This window comes from Vibrio sp. 10N.261.55.C5 (assembly GCF_041470505.1).
GTDB classification, from domain to species: domain Bacteria; phylum Pseudomonadota; class Gammaproteobacteria; order Enterobacterales; family Vibrionaceae; genus Vibrio; species Vibrio crassostreae_C.
Window position 1 is genome coordinate 81,246 of the sequence record NZ_JBFRMS010000051.1, and the last position, 15,610, is coordinate 96,855.

13 protein-coding genes are annotated in these 15,610 nt (G+C 44.6%); 5 read left to right on the plus strand and 8 right to left on the minus strand.

Annotated elements, in window-relative coordinates; all coding sequences use genetic code 11:
* Window positions 1–96: 96 nt before the first annotated feature.
* On the plus strand, window positions 97–2,142 hold the full coding sequence (locus AB4263_RS18435) for a methyl-accepting chemotaxis protein (protein WP_372098680.1): 2,046 nt from the start codon (window positions 97–99) through the stop codon (window positions 2,140–2,142).
* Between the two features lie 189 nt (window positions 2,143–2,331).
* On the opposite strand, the gene AB4263_RS18440 is transcribed toward AB4263_RS18435, so the two are convergent.
* Window positions 2,332–3,135: a sterol desaturase family protein gene (locus tag AB4263_RS18440; RefSeq protein ID WP_102320209.1), complete on the minus strand. Its 804-nt coding sequence runs from the start codon at window positions 3,133–3,135 to the stop codon at window positions 2,332–2,334.
* A 68-nt stretch (window positions 3,136–3,203) separates the two neighbouring features.
* Between AB4263_RS18440 and AB4263_RS18445 the strand changes: the two genes are divergently transcribed.
* Both AB4263_RS18445 and nagK read left to right on the plus strand, forming a co-directional pair.
* Complete coding sequence (locus tag AB4263_RS18445) at window positions 3,204–3,950, plus strand: tRNA-uridine aminocarboxypropyltransferase (RefSeq protein WP_081324484.1); 747 nt, start codon at window positions 3,204–3,206, stop codon at window positions 3,948–3,950.
* Window positions 3,951–4,112: 162 nt separating this feature from the next.
* Complete coding sequence (gene nagK / locus AB4263_RS18450) at window positions 4,113–5,021, plus strand: N-acetylglucosamine kinase (RefSeq protein WP_017068179.1); 909 nt, start codon at window positions 4,113–4,115, stop codon at window positions 5,019–5,021.
* A gap of 179 nt (window positions 5,022–5,200) precedes the next feature.
* Here the strand turns inward: nagK and AB4263_RS18455 are convergent, their stop codons facing one another.
* The 6 genes from AB4263_RS18455 to AB4263_RS18480 all read right to left on the minus strand — a co-directional run bounded on the left by AB4263_RS18455 (window position 5,201) and on the right by AB4263_RS18480 (window position 10,571).
* On the minus strand, window positions 5,201–5,467 hold the full coding sequence (locus tag AB4263_RS18455) for a DUF2960 family protein (RefSeq protein WP_017063882.1): 267 nt from the start codon (window positions 5,465–5,467) through the stop codon (window positions 5,201–5,203).
* Window positions 5,468–5,748: 281 nt separating this feature from the next.
* Window positions 5,749–7,566, minus strand: a complete 1,818-nt coding sequence (locus AB4263_RS18460) for a bifunctional molybdopterin-guanine dinucleotide biosynthesis adaptor protein MobB/molybdopterin molybdotransferase MoeA (protein ID WP_017071478.1) — start codon at window positions 7,564–7,566, stop codon at window positions 5,749–5,751.
* Entirely contained in the window at window positions 7,566–8,150 is a 585-nt protein-coding gene (gene mobA / locus AB4263_RS18465) for a molybdenum cofactor guanylyltransferase MobA (RefSeq protein ID WP_004733776.1), read from the minus strand. The genes AB4263_RS18460 and mobA overlap by 1 nt, the downstream gene beginning before the upstream one ends.
* The gene (locus AB4263_RS18470) at window positions 8,128–8,847 is read right to left on the minus strand and encodes an energy-coupling factor ABC transporter ATP-binding protein (RefSeq protein ID WP_372098681.1); all 720 of its coding nucleotides are present in this window, start codon (window positions 8,845–8,847) and stop codon (window positions 8,128–8,130) included. Before AB4263_RS18470 ends, mobA begins: the two co-directional genes overlap by 23 nt.
* 10 nt (window positions 8,848–8,857) lie before the next feature.
* Window positions 8,858–9,556, minus strand: a complete 699-nt coding sequence (locus tag AB4263_RS18475; RefSeq protein ID WP_372098682.1) for an ABC transporter permease — start codon at window positions 9,554–9,556, stop codon at window positions 8,858–8,860.
* A 208-nt stretch (window positions 9,557–9,764) separates the two neighbouring features.
* Window positions 9,765–10,571 carry a substrate-binding domain-containing protein gene (locus tag AB4263_RS18480; protein WP_372098683.1) on the minus strand — a complete coding sequence of 269 codons (807 nt, stop codon included), beginning with the start codon at window positions 10,569–10,571 and terminating at the stop codon, window positions 9,765–9,767.
* A 302-nt stretch (window positions 10,572–10,873) separates the two neighbouring features.
* Between AB4263_RS18480 and AB4263_RS18485 the strand changes: the two genes are divergently transcribed.
* Window positions 10,874–12,337 carry a sigma-54 dependent transcriptional regulator gene (locus tag AB4263_RS18485; protein WP_065584417.1) on the plus strand — a complete coding sequence of 488 codons (1,464 nt, stop codon included), beginning with the start codon at window positions 10,874–10,876 and terminating at the stop codon, window positions 12,335–12,337.
* On the plus strand, window positions 12,327–14,354 hold the full coding sequence (locus AB4263_RS18490) for a cache domain-containing protein (RefSeq protein WP_102333335.1): 2,028 nt from the start codon (window positions 12,327–12,329) through the stop codon (window positions 14,352–14,354). The genes AB4263_RS18485 and AB4263_RS18490 overlap by 11 nt, the downstream gene beginning before the upstream one ends.
* A 368-nt stretch (window positions 14,355–14,722) precedes the next feature.
* Here AB4263_RS18490 and AB4263_RS18495 read toward each other — a convergent pair whose 3' ends face one another.
* On the minus strand, window positions 14,723–15,610 hold the full coding sequence (locus AB4263_RS18495) for a mechanosensitive ion channel family protein (RefSeq protein WP_372098684.1): 888 nt from the start codon (window positions 15,608–15,610) through the stop codon (window positions 14,723–14,725).

The following is a 15,610-nucleotide window of genomic DNA, read 5'->3' on the forward strand; positions in this document are numbered from 1 at the left end:
CTTCTGACAAAAAACTGAAATAAAAACGTCATCAAGGACTTCTAGTATACGACCTAACTTAAGGATATCTCTTTTCGTAGTCAAACTGGATTTCACATGCCCGACACAAATTTATCAATAAAACCCTCACGTTATACATTCTCGCTCATTCAAACCGTCACTGCTGTATTTATTTCCATTCTTTTACTTGTTACTTTTTTATCAATGGTTAGCATTCGGGGCGTTGAACGGGTCGGGGGACATTTTGATGCACTCTCGGAACAAGCATTACCCCTTGCTCTACATAACGCCGAATTAACGCAAAGCGTATTAGAACAAGTAAAACTTCTCACTTACAGCACCCAATCAACCGACTTAGATACACTTAATGCCACAAGGGGCTCAATTGACCAACTCGCGACAGAGAGCAATACCACGCTAGAGGAACTTCTTTTTATTTCCAAATCTTTTCCTGATGCGATCTCTTTAGAGCAACAACAAATCCTTGTCGATGACATGGCGCAACTGCAAGCTATGACCAACACGGTACTGCTGGCGCAGATTGAGATTCAAAGTAAGCAAAATCTGATCGACAGTAAAATGGGCGAGTTCCGTTATGGCGTTGGATCTATCGGACCAGAAATGAATCGAATCAGCTCATTCTTGGTTGAAGACAACCCAGAAGCGAGCGATGCAGCGAACCGATTCACATCCAGTGCGTCTGCTATGGCGAACACCTTCTTGATGCTGATGATGCAATCTGACATTGATAAAGCACAAGACGAATACCGTCAATTGAGAAACCGAATCGCAGGCCTTAACTTGGCTTACAGCGATTTTGCTGATTGGCACCCAGACATCGCTGAGTTCGCGAGCTTAACGGCGCCTTACGAGATGGTCAAAGAAGGCTTTACCGAAGAAGGCGTAATCAAACAAATCCTCTTGAAACTCGAACTGGTTCAGCAGCAAGAGCAGAACTTAACGCAAGTCATTAACTTAGCGAACACCGTCATTAGCACATTGAATCAGCTGTCTTCTACCGCTTCCCACCTGATTGATGAAAGTGAACTGATTGTAAATCAAACCATCACCAATATTGATCGTGTGTTGTTTATCAGCGGGCTGGTTATTGCCGTAATCATTGTGATTTCATGGTTCGTGTTACGCCGTTGGATGAATAAAGGGCTAAAAAACATTACTCAACAGTTGAGTTCACTTGCAGATCATGACTTCTCTAAACAGAGTGAATTGCTTGGGCCGCTAGAGCTTCAAGTTATCACTTCAAAACTCAATACGGTCGTTGATTCCACCGCGGACTCGGTTCGTTTAGTAACGCGTAACTGTGAGACGCTTTATCAAACGGCTGAAGTAAGCCATGACGCTGCAGAGCAAACCAATTCGAGCTTGAACGAACAGAACGAATCACTTCAGAATATGATCACCACCATTACTGAGCTGGAAGCATCGATTGGTGAGATTGCTCGTATTTCTAACGCATCGAACGACGATGCTCAAATAGCAGAAGATGAGTCAGTGAATGGCAGCCAAGTGGTTGGCCTTAACCAACAACGATTACAAGCGCTTGAGCACTCTCTTAGCATGAGTGAAGAGTCGATGGCTGACTTGGATGGTCGAGTGAAACAGATTCGTGAAATGGTCGACATGATCAGTGGTATCGCTGAAAACACCAACTTATTGGCACTGAACGCTGCGATAGAAGCGGCGCGAGCAGGTGAACAAGGTCGAGGTTTTGCGGTAGTTGCAGACGAAGTGCGTAAATTGGCGAGCGGCACATCCCAGCAAACCACCAATATTCGTAGCATGATGAACGAACTAGTAGCGGCAGCAGATCGCTCACGTGCTTCTGTAACGGAATCGAGAAGCGAGATGGCCAATGCACTGCAAACCAGTGGTGATGTAAGACAAGCCTTCGAGAAAATAGAATTTGCAGTAAGCCAAATCAAAGGGCGTGTTGAGCAAATCATGGTGGCAACCGAACAACAAGCACGTGCGACTGTCGATGTAACGCATTCTATCACTCGCGTGTCTGAGCAGGGCGAAAATACTAAGCTGCAACTTGAATCTATGATCGAGAGTTCAGAGCAAGTCGGAGAGATAGCAGGGCACCAACAAGCTATGCTTCATAAGTACGTTTTAAACTAAACGAGCGTGCTGAGTTAAGCCAAACAGCACAAGAGTTGAAGCGCTAACTGCTCTTATAATTCTATCGATACAGAAACGCCCTTAAGTTCTCACAAGAATCTAAGGGCGTTTTGTTTTCGGATTAAGATAACTTTGGTATTAAGCTAAGGTTGGTCTCAATATAAGCTTGAGACTCAACTGAATTCGAACTTAATCTTTCGTTGTCGGGAATCGTGCAAATGGCTGACGTAACATTAAATCTAGCCGTTGCTCTTTACCATCTTGAATCTCGGGAACACCAATATGCACCTTGTCATGACCAAGCTTGGGTTGGGCGCGGTAAGTCTTAAACCAGATGTCCCACACTGATAAAAAGAAGCCAAAGTTTGAGTGCGTTTCCTTAACAATGACCGAGTGATGAACGCGGTGCATGTCTGGTGTCACAATCACTTTTCTCAATCGTTTATCGAACCATAGCGGAAGACGTGCATTGCTATGGTTAAACATCGCGCTCGCATTAAGAACAATTTCAAAGATCACGACAGCAATGACAGGCACACCAAGTGCGATCACCAAACTCACCTTGATGAGCATTGAAAGAATCATCTCAATAGGGTGAAAGCGCGTTCCGGTTGTGACATCGATATCTAGATCCGCATGGTGAACTCGATGTAGCTTCCACAACCAAGGAACACGGTGAAACACCAAGTGCTGTAGGTAAATGGCACAATCCAAGAGCAATACACAGATCAGAATGGTCAATTCTTTCGGAAGTGACAGGGTATTGAACAGACCCCATTGGTTTTCTTGTGCGATAACCGCCGCTTGAAATGCTGCGATAGGAATTATAGTGGCCAATAGAAAGCTGTTCAAAGCGACTAACGCAAAGTTGTTTCCCCAGCGAAACCATTTGCTTTGAGTCAGTGCTTTACGTGGAAAACGGTATTCCCAAAGCGCACACAGTCCGAAAACGACAATAAAACAAACAAGGCGAAGCAGTGATGGGTCTTGCATGGGAATTCCTTCTATCATTCTAGGGACACTGTAAGTACAATCGTGCCACTTTTCTAGATTTATCGTTATTGTCCATGAGAATCCACGCTTTTCACCGTTTATATCAACACCGTTTGTCTCTTTCTACCAAGCCGTTTAACGCGCGCGGGTGTAAAGTGGTTCGATGTCAGTTCTGTAAAATCAAACAAGACAGCTGTATCTGTGAACATCAACCAGACGTAAATACGAACGTCGCGACCATGTTGATCTTATCGGACAACGAAATACTCAAGCCAAGTAATACCGGCCGTTTAATCCTTGATACCGTTAAAGACAGCTATGCCTACCTTTGGCACCGCACTGAACCGAATCAAGAGATGCTTGATGTGCTGAAAGACGATAAATATCAGCCAGTCGTGGTCTTTCCTGAAGATTATACCGATGACAAATCGCGTGTGGTTGCAGATCTTGTTGAAATGCGAGATTCGAACAAGACGTTACTGCTGATCTTTATTGATGGTAGTTGGCGTGAAGCACGACGTATTTTCCGTCGTTCAGAGTATCTGCAAGACTTACCGGTGTTGTCGATCGAACCAGAATCGGTTTCGCAATACATGATGCGTAAGTCAGACAACGAACAACATCTCTCGACTGCAGAAGTAGCGAGCTTGGTTTTGAAACAGGCTGGTGAAGAGCAGGGCGCAAAGACTTTACAGCTGTGGTTTGAGACATTTCGTGAAAGCTACATGCTAAGTAAGACGCGTTATAAGTCCGATCCAACCAAACCAAGCCTGAACGCTTTCATAGAGCACACTAAAAATGAGACGTCACTCTAACCTTTAACCGCTTTGTGCTGACTTGTTGTTCAAACAGATTCGAACACGAGATAAGTTTGTTATCCATCACGGTTTGTAGGGGGAGTGTTATGGATAATGCGTCCTAGATGTTTAATTTGAAAATTTATTTGCCCGAATTTAGGGAAAAATTGGAGAGATTTCATGTATTACGGCTTCGATGTTGGCGGCACAAAAATTGAATTTGGTGCGTTCAATGAAAAACTTGAGCGAGTAGCAACAGAACGCGTACCAACGCCTACTGAAGATTATCAACTGCTACTTGATACGATTGCCGGTTTGGTGAAGAAGTACGACAGTGAATTTTCTTGCGAAGGTAAAATTGGTCTTGGTCTTCCTGGTATGGAAGATGCTGACGACGGCACAATGCTGGTTGTTAACGTGCCAGCTTCAACGGGGAAACCACTACGTAAAGACCTAGAAGCACTTATTGGTCGTAGTGTGAAAATTGAAAATGATGCGAATTGCTTTGCGCTTTCAGAAGCGTGGGATGACGAGCTTAAAGACGAACCATCAGTAGCAGGCCTAATTCTAGGTACTGGTTTTGGTGGCGGGTTAGTTTACGAAGGCAAAGTGTTCTCTGGTCGTAACCACGTTGCTGGTGAACTGGGCCATATGCGTCTTCCTATTGATGCTTGGTTCCACCTTGGCGACAACGCACCGTTACTCGGTTGTGGTTGTGGCAAGAAAGGTTGTCTAGACAGCTACCTATCAGGTCGTGGCTTTGAATTGATTTACGAGCACTACTTCGGCGAGAAGAAGAAAGCAATCGAGATCATTCAAGCGTACAACGAAGGTGAAGCAAAAGCGGCTGAGCACGTTGATCGTTTCATGGAGCTATTGGCTATCTGTTTCGCGAACCTGTTTACCGGTCTTGATCCACACGTAGTTGCATTGGGTGGCGGTCTTTCAAACTTCGAACTTATCTACGAAGAGATGCCAAAGCGTATCCCTAAATACCTACTGTCTGTAGCGAAATGTCCAAAGATCATCAAAGCGAAGCATGGTGATTCAGGCGGCGTTCGTGGTGCTGCATTCCTTAACATTAAGTAATCGTGACTTAAGTTAAGCTAGCTAAGGTTAGATAGTTAAAAAGTACAAATAAAAATGCCGCAATCTCGAAAGAGGTTGCGGCATTTTTTATTGTTCGGTGCTTTCGTTTCTTTAGCTGTTAGCTGTTAACTACAAACGAAAAGCTAGAAACGACATATCAAGAAAAGAGCCAAGAGGGCTTACTTCTTCTTTTTACCAACACCAAGATTGTCTTTTTGCTTCAACGTAAGCTTAGTAAAGCCAAGCTTGCGGAAGTAGTTGTCTTGGTAGTTGCGAACCGCTTTAGTATCAGAAATCAACTCAAGCTGTTGCTCAGTTTTTAGATACTCAGAGATATCGATGCCTTCAGCTGCAGCAACAGCTTCTTGGATCGTGCGGTGTTCTTGTTTTGAAAACAGTAACTCTTTGTCTTCGTCTTTGTAAGTGTACAGAATGGTACGAGCCATGATGCTCTCCAATAGAATTATTACTTTGCGCGCACTCTACATAAAAACAGTACGTGGCTCAAGGTTATGATAAGAAATCTTAAGATTATCGTTCTAACGTTTAGCGTAATTTAAGCTATTTGTCTTTTAGGCAACGAACAGGTTGTCTTTCACGAAACGAAAAGAACAAAAAGCCCCTTAACATCGAAAGCTCGATAGAAGGGGCTTCGTCTATGTCTTAGCAATGAGCTTCTAAGTCAATTAAAAAGCAGCTAAGTCAATTTAGGTGTTTGAGCTTTGAATCAAACACGACCTTGCAGAGGAATGATCGTCACTGTCTCGCCAACTTTCACAGTATCAACTGCTGGAGAGATTTCGATTAAGCAGTTCGCTTCACTCATTGAACGCAGAATACCTGAACCTTGCTTGCCCGTTGTTTTCACTTCAAGCACGCCAGATTCATTCATCGAGAACACACCACGGCTAAATTCAGTACGGCCTTGGCGTGAGCGCAGTTGTTCAGTTGCTACAGCATTTGCTTTTACTGGTGTCCAGTTCGTTTGACCTTGAAGCTTGCGGATCGCAGGCTCAACAAAGTTAATGAACGACACCATCACAGCAACAGGGTTACCCGGTAAACCAAAGAACGGCTTGTTCTCAATCTTACCGTAAGCCAATGGGCGACCTGGACGCATGTTGATACGCCAGAAGTTGATTTCACCCAGTTTATCTAACGCAAGCTTGATGTAATCCGCATCACCAACAGACACACCACCAGAAGTCAAAACCATATCGGTTTCAAGCGACGCAGAATGCAGCACATCCATCATCTTCTGCTCATCATCTTCAATGATGCCGTAATCGACGATGTCACAGCCGAGCTTTTGAAGCATGCCGATAATAGTAAAACGATTTGAGTCATAGATAGAGTTTGGTTTTTGCTCGTGCCCCGGCGCTTGAACTTCATCACCCGTAGAGAACACACCCACTTTCACTTTACGCAGAACAGGGCAGGTACCAAAACCTAACGACGCCATCATGCCCATTTCTGGCGCTTCAATGCGTGTGCCACGTGTAAAGACAGGTTGGCCGATTTCTAAATCTTCACCTGCCATACGGACATTTTGTCCAACCGAGATTTTAGCATCAGGGAAGCTAACTTTATCGCCATCTTGGACGGCTTGTTCACGCATCACGACAACATCAACGCCTTCTGGCATTGGTGCGCCGGTCATGATTTTAACGGCTTCACCTTGTTGCACGATTTGCTCGTAGCTGTGACCCGCCATGACTTCAGCAACGATGTTGTAACTGTCCAATTCTAGATCTTCACTACGAATTGCATAACCGTCCATTGCAGAGTTGGTATTCTGAGGAACGTTGATTGGCGAAATCACATCTTCAGCCAGCACGCGGCCGTAGCCTTGCAGTAATTCAACACTCTCTGTGAGATCGAGTGCGTCAATGCTATCAACAATCTTTTGTTGGCCTTGAGTAACGGTTAAACCTGCAGGAGAGAACGAATCACAACAAACAGCTGGCGCTGCGTCTTTTGAAGGTGAGCATGACACGGCTCTGCCTGTTGTAGAGACAAGGTCAAAGGACTGCGCGTAATCGATGATGAAATCACGAATCGCTTCTAAGTCGCTGATCGCCATTTGTGGCAGCTCTGATTCAACTTGGCTGTCTGCCGCGATAGCAATAATGTTGTTATCGTTTGGATATAACCAAGGTTTGCCCACTTCATCTCGGTGCAGTTCAATTTTAGGGAAGGCGATGTTCTTACAGCCTTCAACCAAAATCAGATCAAGCGTGTTGGTATCAAATCGAGTCAGCAGGTAATAAAAATCTGCTTCGGCTTCTGGTGTTTCTGTCATCATCACGTGACGATTACGAGAAGCAATCAACATTTGGTTCGCGCCCGCTTTACGTAAGCGGTAACTGTCTTTACCCGGCTTATCGACATCAAAATCGTGGTGAGCATGTTTTAACACGCCAACTTTTAAACCCGCATCAGTCAACAGAGGAAGCAGGGCTTCAAGTACGGTCGTTTTGCCTGTACCGCTATAAGCAGCAAAGCCCAATAAAGGAAGGTTAGGGCGTTGTTTAGAATCTTTCATTATTGAAGCGTTCCGAATTGGGTGAGTTCTTCTGGCGTGTTCAGATTAACAAAGCAGTTAGGAGAATCGCTGAAATCAACGTATTCGGTAACACATTCTTTGTATAGCAAGATGATTTTACGATCACCACGTTCCAAAAACGCTTCTAGCTTTGGCAGAACACGTTTGTGGAATAGGGTGAATACCGGTTGCTTAAATTCGCCATCATGCGCGACAAGAATGTCACTGTCTTCTTTAACTGCAGAACAAAAACGCTCAACAAGGTCGTCACTGATTTGTGGGCTGTCGCAAGGGACAAAGCCGACCCAGTCTGTGCTCGCGTTTTTAAGGCCAGCATGAATACCGCCCAATGGACCTGGATAGTCAGGGAAAGAATCGGAGACAACCGGAGCAAATGCTTGGTAACTGTCTAAGTTACGGTTGGCATTGATGGTGATGCTGACATCTTGTTGTGACAGCTTGTTTATAACGTATTGAATAAGCGGAGAACCGTTGAGCTCAACAAGTCCTTTATCTTTTCCGCCCATGCGGCTGGCCTGTCCGCCAGCCAAAATAACCCAACTAGTTTGCGTTGGAAGCAGCATAAATATTCTCTTGTGCTTTATCTTTCTGAATAACTTGCAGAAGCGGCGATTCGGTCAAAGTATTGTCTTTGATCCACCATTGCTTCTTACATAAGTCGGTTAACGCGTTAGTTTGGTGACTAGTGATGACTAAACTCGCGCCTCTTTGAAGAAGATCTTCGGCCATTATCACCAATCTTTCAATAGATTCTTTGTCTAAAGAAGCACTTGGTTCATCCATAAGCAAGATTGACGGCTTAAGAATCCAAGCTCGTGCCATTGCAACGCGTTGACGCTCACCACCAGACAACACAGAAATGTGTTCATCTGCCAAGGTTTCTAAACCTACCATTCTCAATGCATTAATTATTTGAGCTCGCTTATCTTTTTGGCTCTCTTTGTTAAAGCGAATGCCATAAGCGACATTTTGGTACACCGAACCATCAAAAAGATAGGGGGTTTGATGCAGGTAGATAATGTCTTTGAACTTGAGCCTAGGGAATAAGATCTGCTGCCAGCTTCGTGTCGGAGACTGAATGCGGCCAGAGCTGGGCTGAATCAATCCAGACAATATTTTAAGTAGGGTCGTTTTACCCACACCATTATCTCCTTTGAGATAAATGGCATCGTTGGGGCCGATCGACAATTCGGGAATATGGAACAAAACACGCTCTTTGTAGCGCATTGAAATTTGCTGCGTTGTTATTTTTATACTCATGACAGCGTTCCTAAGTTCTTAAATAGCCTTTTCCTCTCACACTGGAAAGGAAAAAGTTAAGGGCTAATGCCAATGCTAATAACACCATACCGAGGGCGACGCCTTGAGCGAATGCGCCTTTGTGGCTTTCCATAGCGATAGCTGTTGGGATGTTTCTTGTCATCCCCATAATGTTGCCACCGACCATCATTGAACAACCAACCTCAGTGACGATACGAGAGAAGGCAGCGATAGTTGCAGCTAAAAGAGGGAAGCGCGTTTCCCAAATTAACGTACACGCCACACGAGTCGTTGATACGCCAAGCGTGCGCGCGGTTTCTACCGCTCGGCGGTCACTGGCCTGCAGAGCGCCATGCATCATCGCAACTAGGATTGGGAAACAGATCAGCATCTGACCTAGAATCATCGCCTTTTGGGTGAACAGTAATTCCCAATCACCTAACGGGCCAGAGCGAGAGAGCATCATGTACATCAACAAACCGATAACCACGGTTGGGATAGCTTGCAGGGTGTTGATCACCGATAACAATGCCCACTTCCCGGGGAACTCGGTATAAGCCAATAAGAAAGCCATAAGGATTGCAGGAAAAATCACTAATGAGATGGCGGACAAAGACACGCTGAAGGATACCGCAACGATTTGCCACAATTCGTGGTCAAAACTCACTAGTAGATTCATTGCATCAATCGTTGTTTGCCATAGGGTCATGAAGTATCTCGTGTGAATCGATAATAGGTTTTTATCGGTAATGACTGATGTTAATCATAGCTGACACAATATATTTGAGCCTGTATTGGTCAGCTATTGTTTTTAAGCGTGATCATAACTGATTCGTTAAGTGTAGTGTTTGTTGGTTTGGACCACCTCTTCAACACTGCTCTTTACTTACAGCCAACGACTCACGACTTGGAACAAACTATTCTGCACTTGCAACGAACAGTTGTTTGCCATGCAGTTTAAAGTCGTTAATCAGTTTCTGGCCTTTAGGGTTAACTAGCCAATCACTGAATACTTTCGCAGCTTGGTAATTGATGCTTGGGTAGCGTTCAGGGTTAACAAGAATCACTTGGTAAGGGTTAAATAGGTTCTTATCACCTTGGAAAAGGATTTTTAGGTCCAGTTTATTTTGGTAAGCCAACCAAGTACCACGGTCTGTCATGGTGTAGCCTTGCATTTCAGACGCCATGTTCAGAGTAGGGCCCATACCTTGACCAACACTGCGGTAGCCACCGAAGTTTGGTTCCATTTTAGTTTGCGACCAAATACCCATCTCTTTCTTATGAGTACCTGAATCGTCGCCGCGAGATACAAACGTCACGTTATTAGTCGCGATCGCTTTAAACACATCTGCCACTGCTTTTTGAGATTCAATTTTCGCAGGGTCGCTTTGTGGACCAACGATGACAAAGTCGTTATACATCAGCTTACGAGGTAAAACGCCGTAGCCTTTTTCTACGAAATTCGCTTCAGCTTTTGGTGCGTGAGTCATTACCAAATCAACATCACCATTTTCGCCCATGCGAAGTGATTTACCGGTACCCGCAGCTAGAACATCAACCTTGATACCAGAATCTTTTTCGAACTGAGGCAATAAGTAGTCCAGTAGACCAGAGTGATAAGTACTTGTGGTTGTCGCCAACTTAATATGAGTGGTGTCTTCCGCGCTGCTAGCCGTGTAACTGACGATAGATAGAGCTGCAATAGTTAGGGGAATTGCTTTCATTATTATTATGTCCATTCTGTTATAAATGAATGACATGCCTTCAATTTTAAAGGGCTCAAAGAGGGCATGTGCATAAGACGCTAATTGTTGTAATTAGAAATCTACACCTTATAAGCAATCTTAATGCCAACAAATAATGCATCAGATTTCATTAAATTGCTGTTATTTCGGACAAAACTGAGTCTTTTACCCCGTTAAAATGAATCAAAACATGAGCTAGGACAAAATGTCGCACATTGTCCCTGTTGGAGAAAAGGTTAATTGGTACACTCTGTCCCAACTTTTCTCACCGGCTAATCATTATGTCTTTACCTAGTTCATCTGCATCCAATCTCAACCCGAACACATTGACTCAGTATCAGGCCTTTTCCGTTTTGGTCGTCGATGATGAATTGGGTATGCAGGCTATCTTAAAGAAAGCACTAGGTAAGTTCTTTGGCAAGGTGTCGAGCGCAGGATCGGTTGAAGAGGCTGAAACGCTGCGTTCGAGCGAACATTTTGATCTGATTGTCCTTGATATCAACCTACCAGGCCGATCTGGCATTGAGTGGGAAGAGGCGTTTAACGACAACGACAAACGCGCCGATGTGATTTTCATGACGGGTTATGCCGATCTAGAGATGACCATATCCGCGCTTAAGCTTGGTGCTTCAGATTTTATTCTTAAGCCGTTCAACCTCGAACAGATGATACAAGCGGTTCTGCGTTGTATGGATAAGCGACTCGACCAAAGAATGCAGTACGCGTTGAAGCGTGATGTGAGTCGTCATATCAAGACTGAACTGATTGGCAATTCAGACAAGACCAAACAACTTAAATTGCTGATCAGTCAATTTGCACCGTCTCGAGCGTCCGTCTTGATAGAAGGTGAGTCGGGTACCGGCAAAGAGCTGGTTGCTCGTGGTGTACATGAAGCCAGTAAACGCACAGGTCCATTTGTGCCAATCAACTGTGGTGCGATTGCTCCAGAGCTTCTAGAAAGTGAACTGTTTGGACATACATCAGGCGCATTTACTGGTGCGAAGAAAAACCGTGAAGGTCTTTTCCGAGTCGCAAGTGGTGGCACCTTGTTCCTTGATGAAATTGGTGAAATGCCACTGCCAATGCAAGCTGCATTGCTACGCGTGTTAGAGCAAAGAACCATTCGTCCAGTCGGTAACGAAAAGGAAATTTCCGTTGACGTACGAGTGGTGGCGGCGACCAACCGAAATCTTCAAGAAGAGGTCGATAAAGGGCACTTCCGCCGCGATCTGTTCTACCGACTCAATGTACTTAAGATTGATGTGGTGCCATTGAGAGAACGCCCGTCAGACCTGATTGAACTTGTTCCATACTTTACTCGTCTTTTATCGAGCGAGCTTGGCATGCCAGTTCCAAATTGGGCACATGAAGATATCTTGGCGTTGAACGAATACGAATGGCCGGGAAATATTCGTGAACTTAAAAACTTAGTCGAACGATGCATTCTTTTAGACAAGCCACCAGCACACTATTGGCGCGAGATTAATGGTGATCCTGTTCCCGCTAGCATTTCAGTGACGGTGTCACATGGTGCGGAAATGCCAAACTTGAATAATGCAGACGCTGCCGAGGGTTATCCAAACACTTGGACACTCAAAGAAGTAGAAAAATCTCATATAGAACAGCTGGTTAGTTTTCATGATGGCAATAAATCGGCAGCTGCAAGAGATCTTGGCGTCGCACGTAAAACGCTAGAGCGTAAGTACAAAGATTGGAACACAGAAGGCTCTGAATATGCCGATTAGACGTCGTTGGTGGTCAAAGTGGGCGTTCCGATTCAAAACCATGGTTCGCTACCGATTATTATTCCTAACATCAGCTCCGATCATTCTGACCTTGTGCGCGCTTGTGGCTATCACACTGTATTGGTCAATACGTTACACGTGGCAGGGCGCTCTGATTGATGTTGATGAACGCTTGGATGTTGCCGATAACAGTATTCACCTGATCCAAAATCAGCAAGCATACAACGTTCGTGCGTTCGCCGAGTCTTATAACTTTCGAACCAAACTTGCGAGTGATCTTTCACACGAAGAGCTAACGCGCTGGGTGTCTGAGAACAAATCTCGCTATGAGCTCGATTTTCTGCGCTGGCGCAGTGTCGAGAGCATGGAAAAGAAACTCGAATATCTAAACTTAACTCACAAGCCTTCATTTTTCAGTGTCTTAAGCCGTAATGAACTCAATTATCTCGATCGTGACCTCGCTAAAAAAGCGGAAGTTCCGATGCTCAACGGGCAAGAGGTCGAGACTCGCGGATTGGTAAGCCGAACCGTTGTATCCATCAAAGATGAACATGATCATGTGATTGGTTTTCTGGATGGTGGGATCTTACTGAATAACAGTACTCAACTTGTTGACCAAATCAGTAACCTTATCTATCCACAACGAGAAGGTTTTAATCGTCATATAGGAACGGTCACGGTTTTCCTTGATGATCTTCGTGTTAGCACCAACGTGCCTTTGAGCAGTGAAGACAGTGTAGGGCGCGCCATTGGTACACGTGTTTCTCACGAGGTTCACTCGAAAGTCTTGAATGAAGGTAAAGAGTGGCTAGATCGAGCGTATGTTTACGATGCTTGGTACATCACAGCTTACCAACCAATCCATGACCAGTTTAATAATGTGATTGGTATGCTTTACACCGGTTATTTGATTTGGCCGCTGATAGAAACGTACTTAACCAACCTTGGCGAAATTAGCATTACCATTGTGTTGCTTCTGTTGGCATCCGGTTTGATCGTTCACCGTGGCGCACGTGATCTTTTCAACCCAATCGAACGCATTCATAAGGTCGTCAAGCTAGTCCAGATGGGGCAAGACAAGCGAATTGGTACGCTAGGTTTGGATGATCAACACGAACTGACACTGCTCGCTAAACAATTCGACAAGATGTTGGATCTACTGCACGAGCGCAATCAAGAGATTCAACAAGCGGCGTCTGAACTAGAGTGCAAAGTGCATTCTCGTACCGCGAGTTTGAAAGAGAAAACTGAAGAACTCGAACTGCACATCAAGCTTCTCAATCAAGCCAGAGATAAGCTGGTGGTCAATGAAAAACTGGCCGCGTTAGGTGAATTAACGGCAGGTATTGCTCATGAGATCAATAACCCAACCGCCGTGATTCTTGGCAACGTTGAACTGATGAAGTTTGAACTGGGCGATGAAGTGAGCCGTGTAGATGAGGAAGTCCACGCGATCATGGAGCAGATTGACCGAATTCGAAATATCACACGAAGCCTGCTTCAATACAGCCGTCACGGCGGCGTACAAGACGAAATTACGTGGCAACATATCAACCCAATAGTGGATGAAAGTATTACGCTCGTAAAAACAGGTGCGAAGAAGAAAGGCATTGTGTACGTATCGCAGCTGAACGCTAAAACCTCAGTCGAGGTCAATCGAAACCAATTGCTACAGATTCTGGTTAACCTACAAATGAACGCGATTCATGCAATGGACGGTCAGGGCACGTTAACCATTTCGAGTGAAGACTGGGTTGAAAATGGTGTGTCTCATGGCGCTATCGTTCATGTTCAAGATGAAGGCTGCGGTATTAAGGAAGAACAACTGAAACGCATCTTCTCGCCTTTCTATACCACCAAACGAGATGGCACGGGCTTAGGGTTGTCAGTATCTCAGAGTATCTTGAGCCAAACTGGCGGCGAGATCCGAGTTGAATCTGAGGTAGGTAAGGGAAGTTGCTTTAGTATCTATCTTCAACAGAAAGCGACACCTCAATTGCTTGTATCAAACCTATAAGTTCTAAGAACTCATTCACTGATATTATCATCTGATAATATTTCTAACGCGCTTGTGCTATTACACGAACGTTTTAGCCCAAGCACGAAAATTCCGCACTACTAATCTATCGCAAACCAAATCTCAACTCGCTGCAAATGAGGTACTCCAAGCCTCACAATCGCTCGCAGAAGACAGTCAGAAAATGGCGAACACTACAGAACACCTTACTGAGCAATTGAAATACTTTAAGGTTTAGCATCAATAGGACTATTAGCTTAAAGATAAAAAGCTCATAAAAAACACCTCCGCACTTGCGATAAGTTCGGAGGTGTTTTTATTTATGGCTAGTCATTTGCTATAAGCAACAAACGTCTAAAGCATCAAGCCTAATGCGCCGCTACTGAAATTTTCGGTGGGTTGATGTTGTGCTTCTTAAACTCTTTCATCACACGCAAAGTAATGTCGGTTTCAAACAGCTTCTCATACGCAGTATCCACAACGTAAGCCTTACAAGTTAGCTGTATTGCTAGGTAGTTATCGGTAATCGTCTGTTTAACCAAAACCGTTACAGGTTTCGGCAAGTGGATATAACGACTTGAAGACGCCGCTTCTTGAATCAGATCGCGGGCTAGGGTGATGTCTTCATCCATACCAACGTAAAACGGAATCACCACCTGCATGTCCAACGCACCGTAGTTACCACTGGTGGTCACTTCATTTAAGAACTTGTTGTTCGGAATGGTAATGATGTCATCGTTCAGGGTTCTCATTCGCACTGAACGCAAACCAATGGTAATGATATCACCGTAGTTGCCTTCGAACGTGACGCGGTCACCAACTTGAAAGGGCCTATCAATCATTACCGTGATGCCCGCGATGAATGAAGCTGCCAAATCTTTAAGCGCAAAGCCGACTGACACGGCGAGGGTACCACCAATCAAAGCCAGTATTTGGTCGTTGATTCTAAAGCTCATCATGAACACGATAAGACCTGTGCTCACATAGATAAAGAACTGAGTAAACGACTGCAGTTTCTGTAGCAGCATTCGGTATTGCACGAATTGGCTACCAAAACTGGTCACCATCGAGTTGATAAACTTAAGAAGTAACCACATCGCAGCAATAACGATCATGGAGAAGAACACGCCGCTCCATCGCACTAGACTCGCTATCTTTGAGATGTTTTCTACGTTAGCTAACTCTTCCGTTGCAAAAGTCGGGAAACTGACAACACTTGCCAAGCCAACAAATAGTAGGATAAATAACTTCTTCAT

Bases quoted from the DNA above. Each gene is read 5' to 3' on its own strand.
- AB4263_RS18470 (WP_372098681.1), bottom strand. From the start codon at position 8,847: ATGAGTATAAAAATAACAACGCAGCAAATTTCAATGCGCTACAAAGAG.
- nagK (WP_017068179.1), top strand. From the start codon at position 4,113: ATGTATTACGGCTTCGATGTTGGCGGCACAAAAATTGAATTTGGTGCG.
- AB4263_RS18485 (WP_065584417.1), top strand. From the start codon at position 10,874: ATGTCTTTACCTAGTTCATCTGCATCCAATCTCAACCCGAACACATTG.
- mobA (WP_004733776.1), bottom strand. From the start codon at position 8,150: ATGCTGCTTCCAACGCAAACTAGTTGGGTTATTTTGGCTGGCGGACAG.
- AB4263_RS18495 (WP_372098684.1), bottom strand. From the start codon at position 15,610: ATGAAGAAGTTATTTATCCTACTATTTGTTGGCTTGGCAAGTGTTGTC.
- AB4263_RS18490 (WP_102333335.1), top strand. From the start codon at position 12,327: ATGCCGATTAGACGTCGTTGGTGGTCAAAGTGGGCGTTCCGATTCAAA.
- AB4263_RS18455 (WP_017063882.1), bottom strand. From the start codon at position 5,467: ATGGCTCGTACCATTCTGTACACTTACAAAGACGAAGACAAAGAGTTA.
- AB4263_RS18440 (WP_102320209.1), bottom strand. From the start codon at position 3,135: ATGCAAGACCCATCACTGCTTCGCCTTGTTTGTTTTATTGTCGTTTTC.
- AB4263_RS18475 (WP_372098682.1), bottom strand. From the start codon at position 9,556: ATGACCCTATGGCAAACAACGATTGATGCAATGAATCTACTAGTGAGT.
- AB4263_RS18460 (WP_017071478.1), bottom strand. From the start codon at position 7,566: ATGAAAGATTCTAAACAACGCCCTAACCTTCCTTTATTGGGCTTTGCT.
- AB4263_RS18435 (WP_372098680.1), top strand. From the start codon at position 97: ATGCCCGACACAAATTTATCAATAAAACCCTCACGTTATACATTCTCG.
- AB4263_RS18480 (WP_372098683.1), bottom strand. From the start codon at position 10,571: ATGAAAGCAATTCCCCTAACTATTGCAGCTCTATCTATCGTCAGTTAC.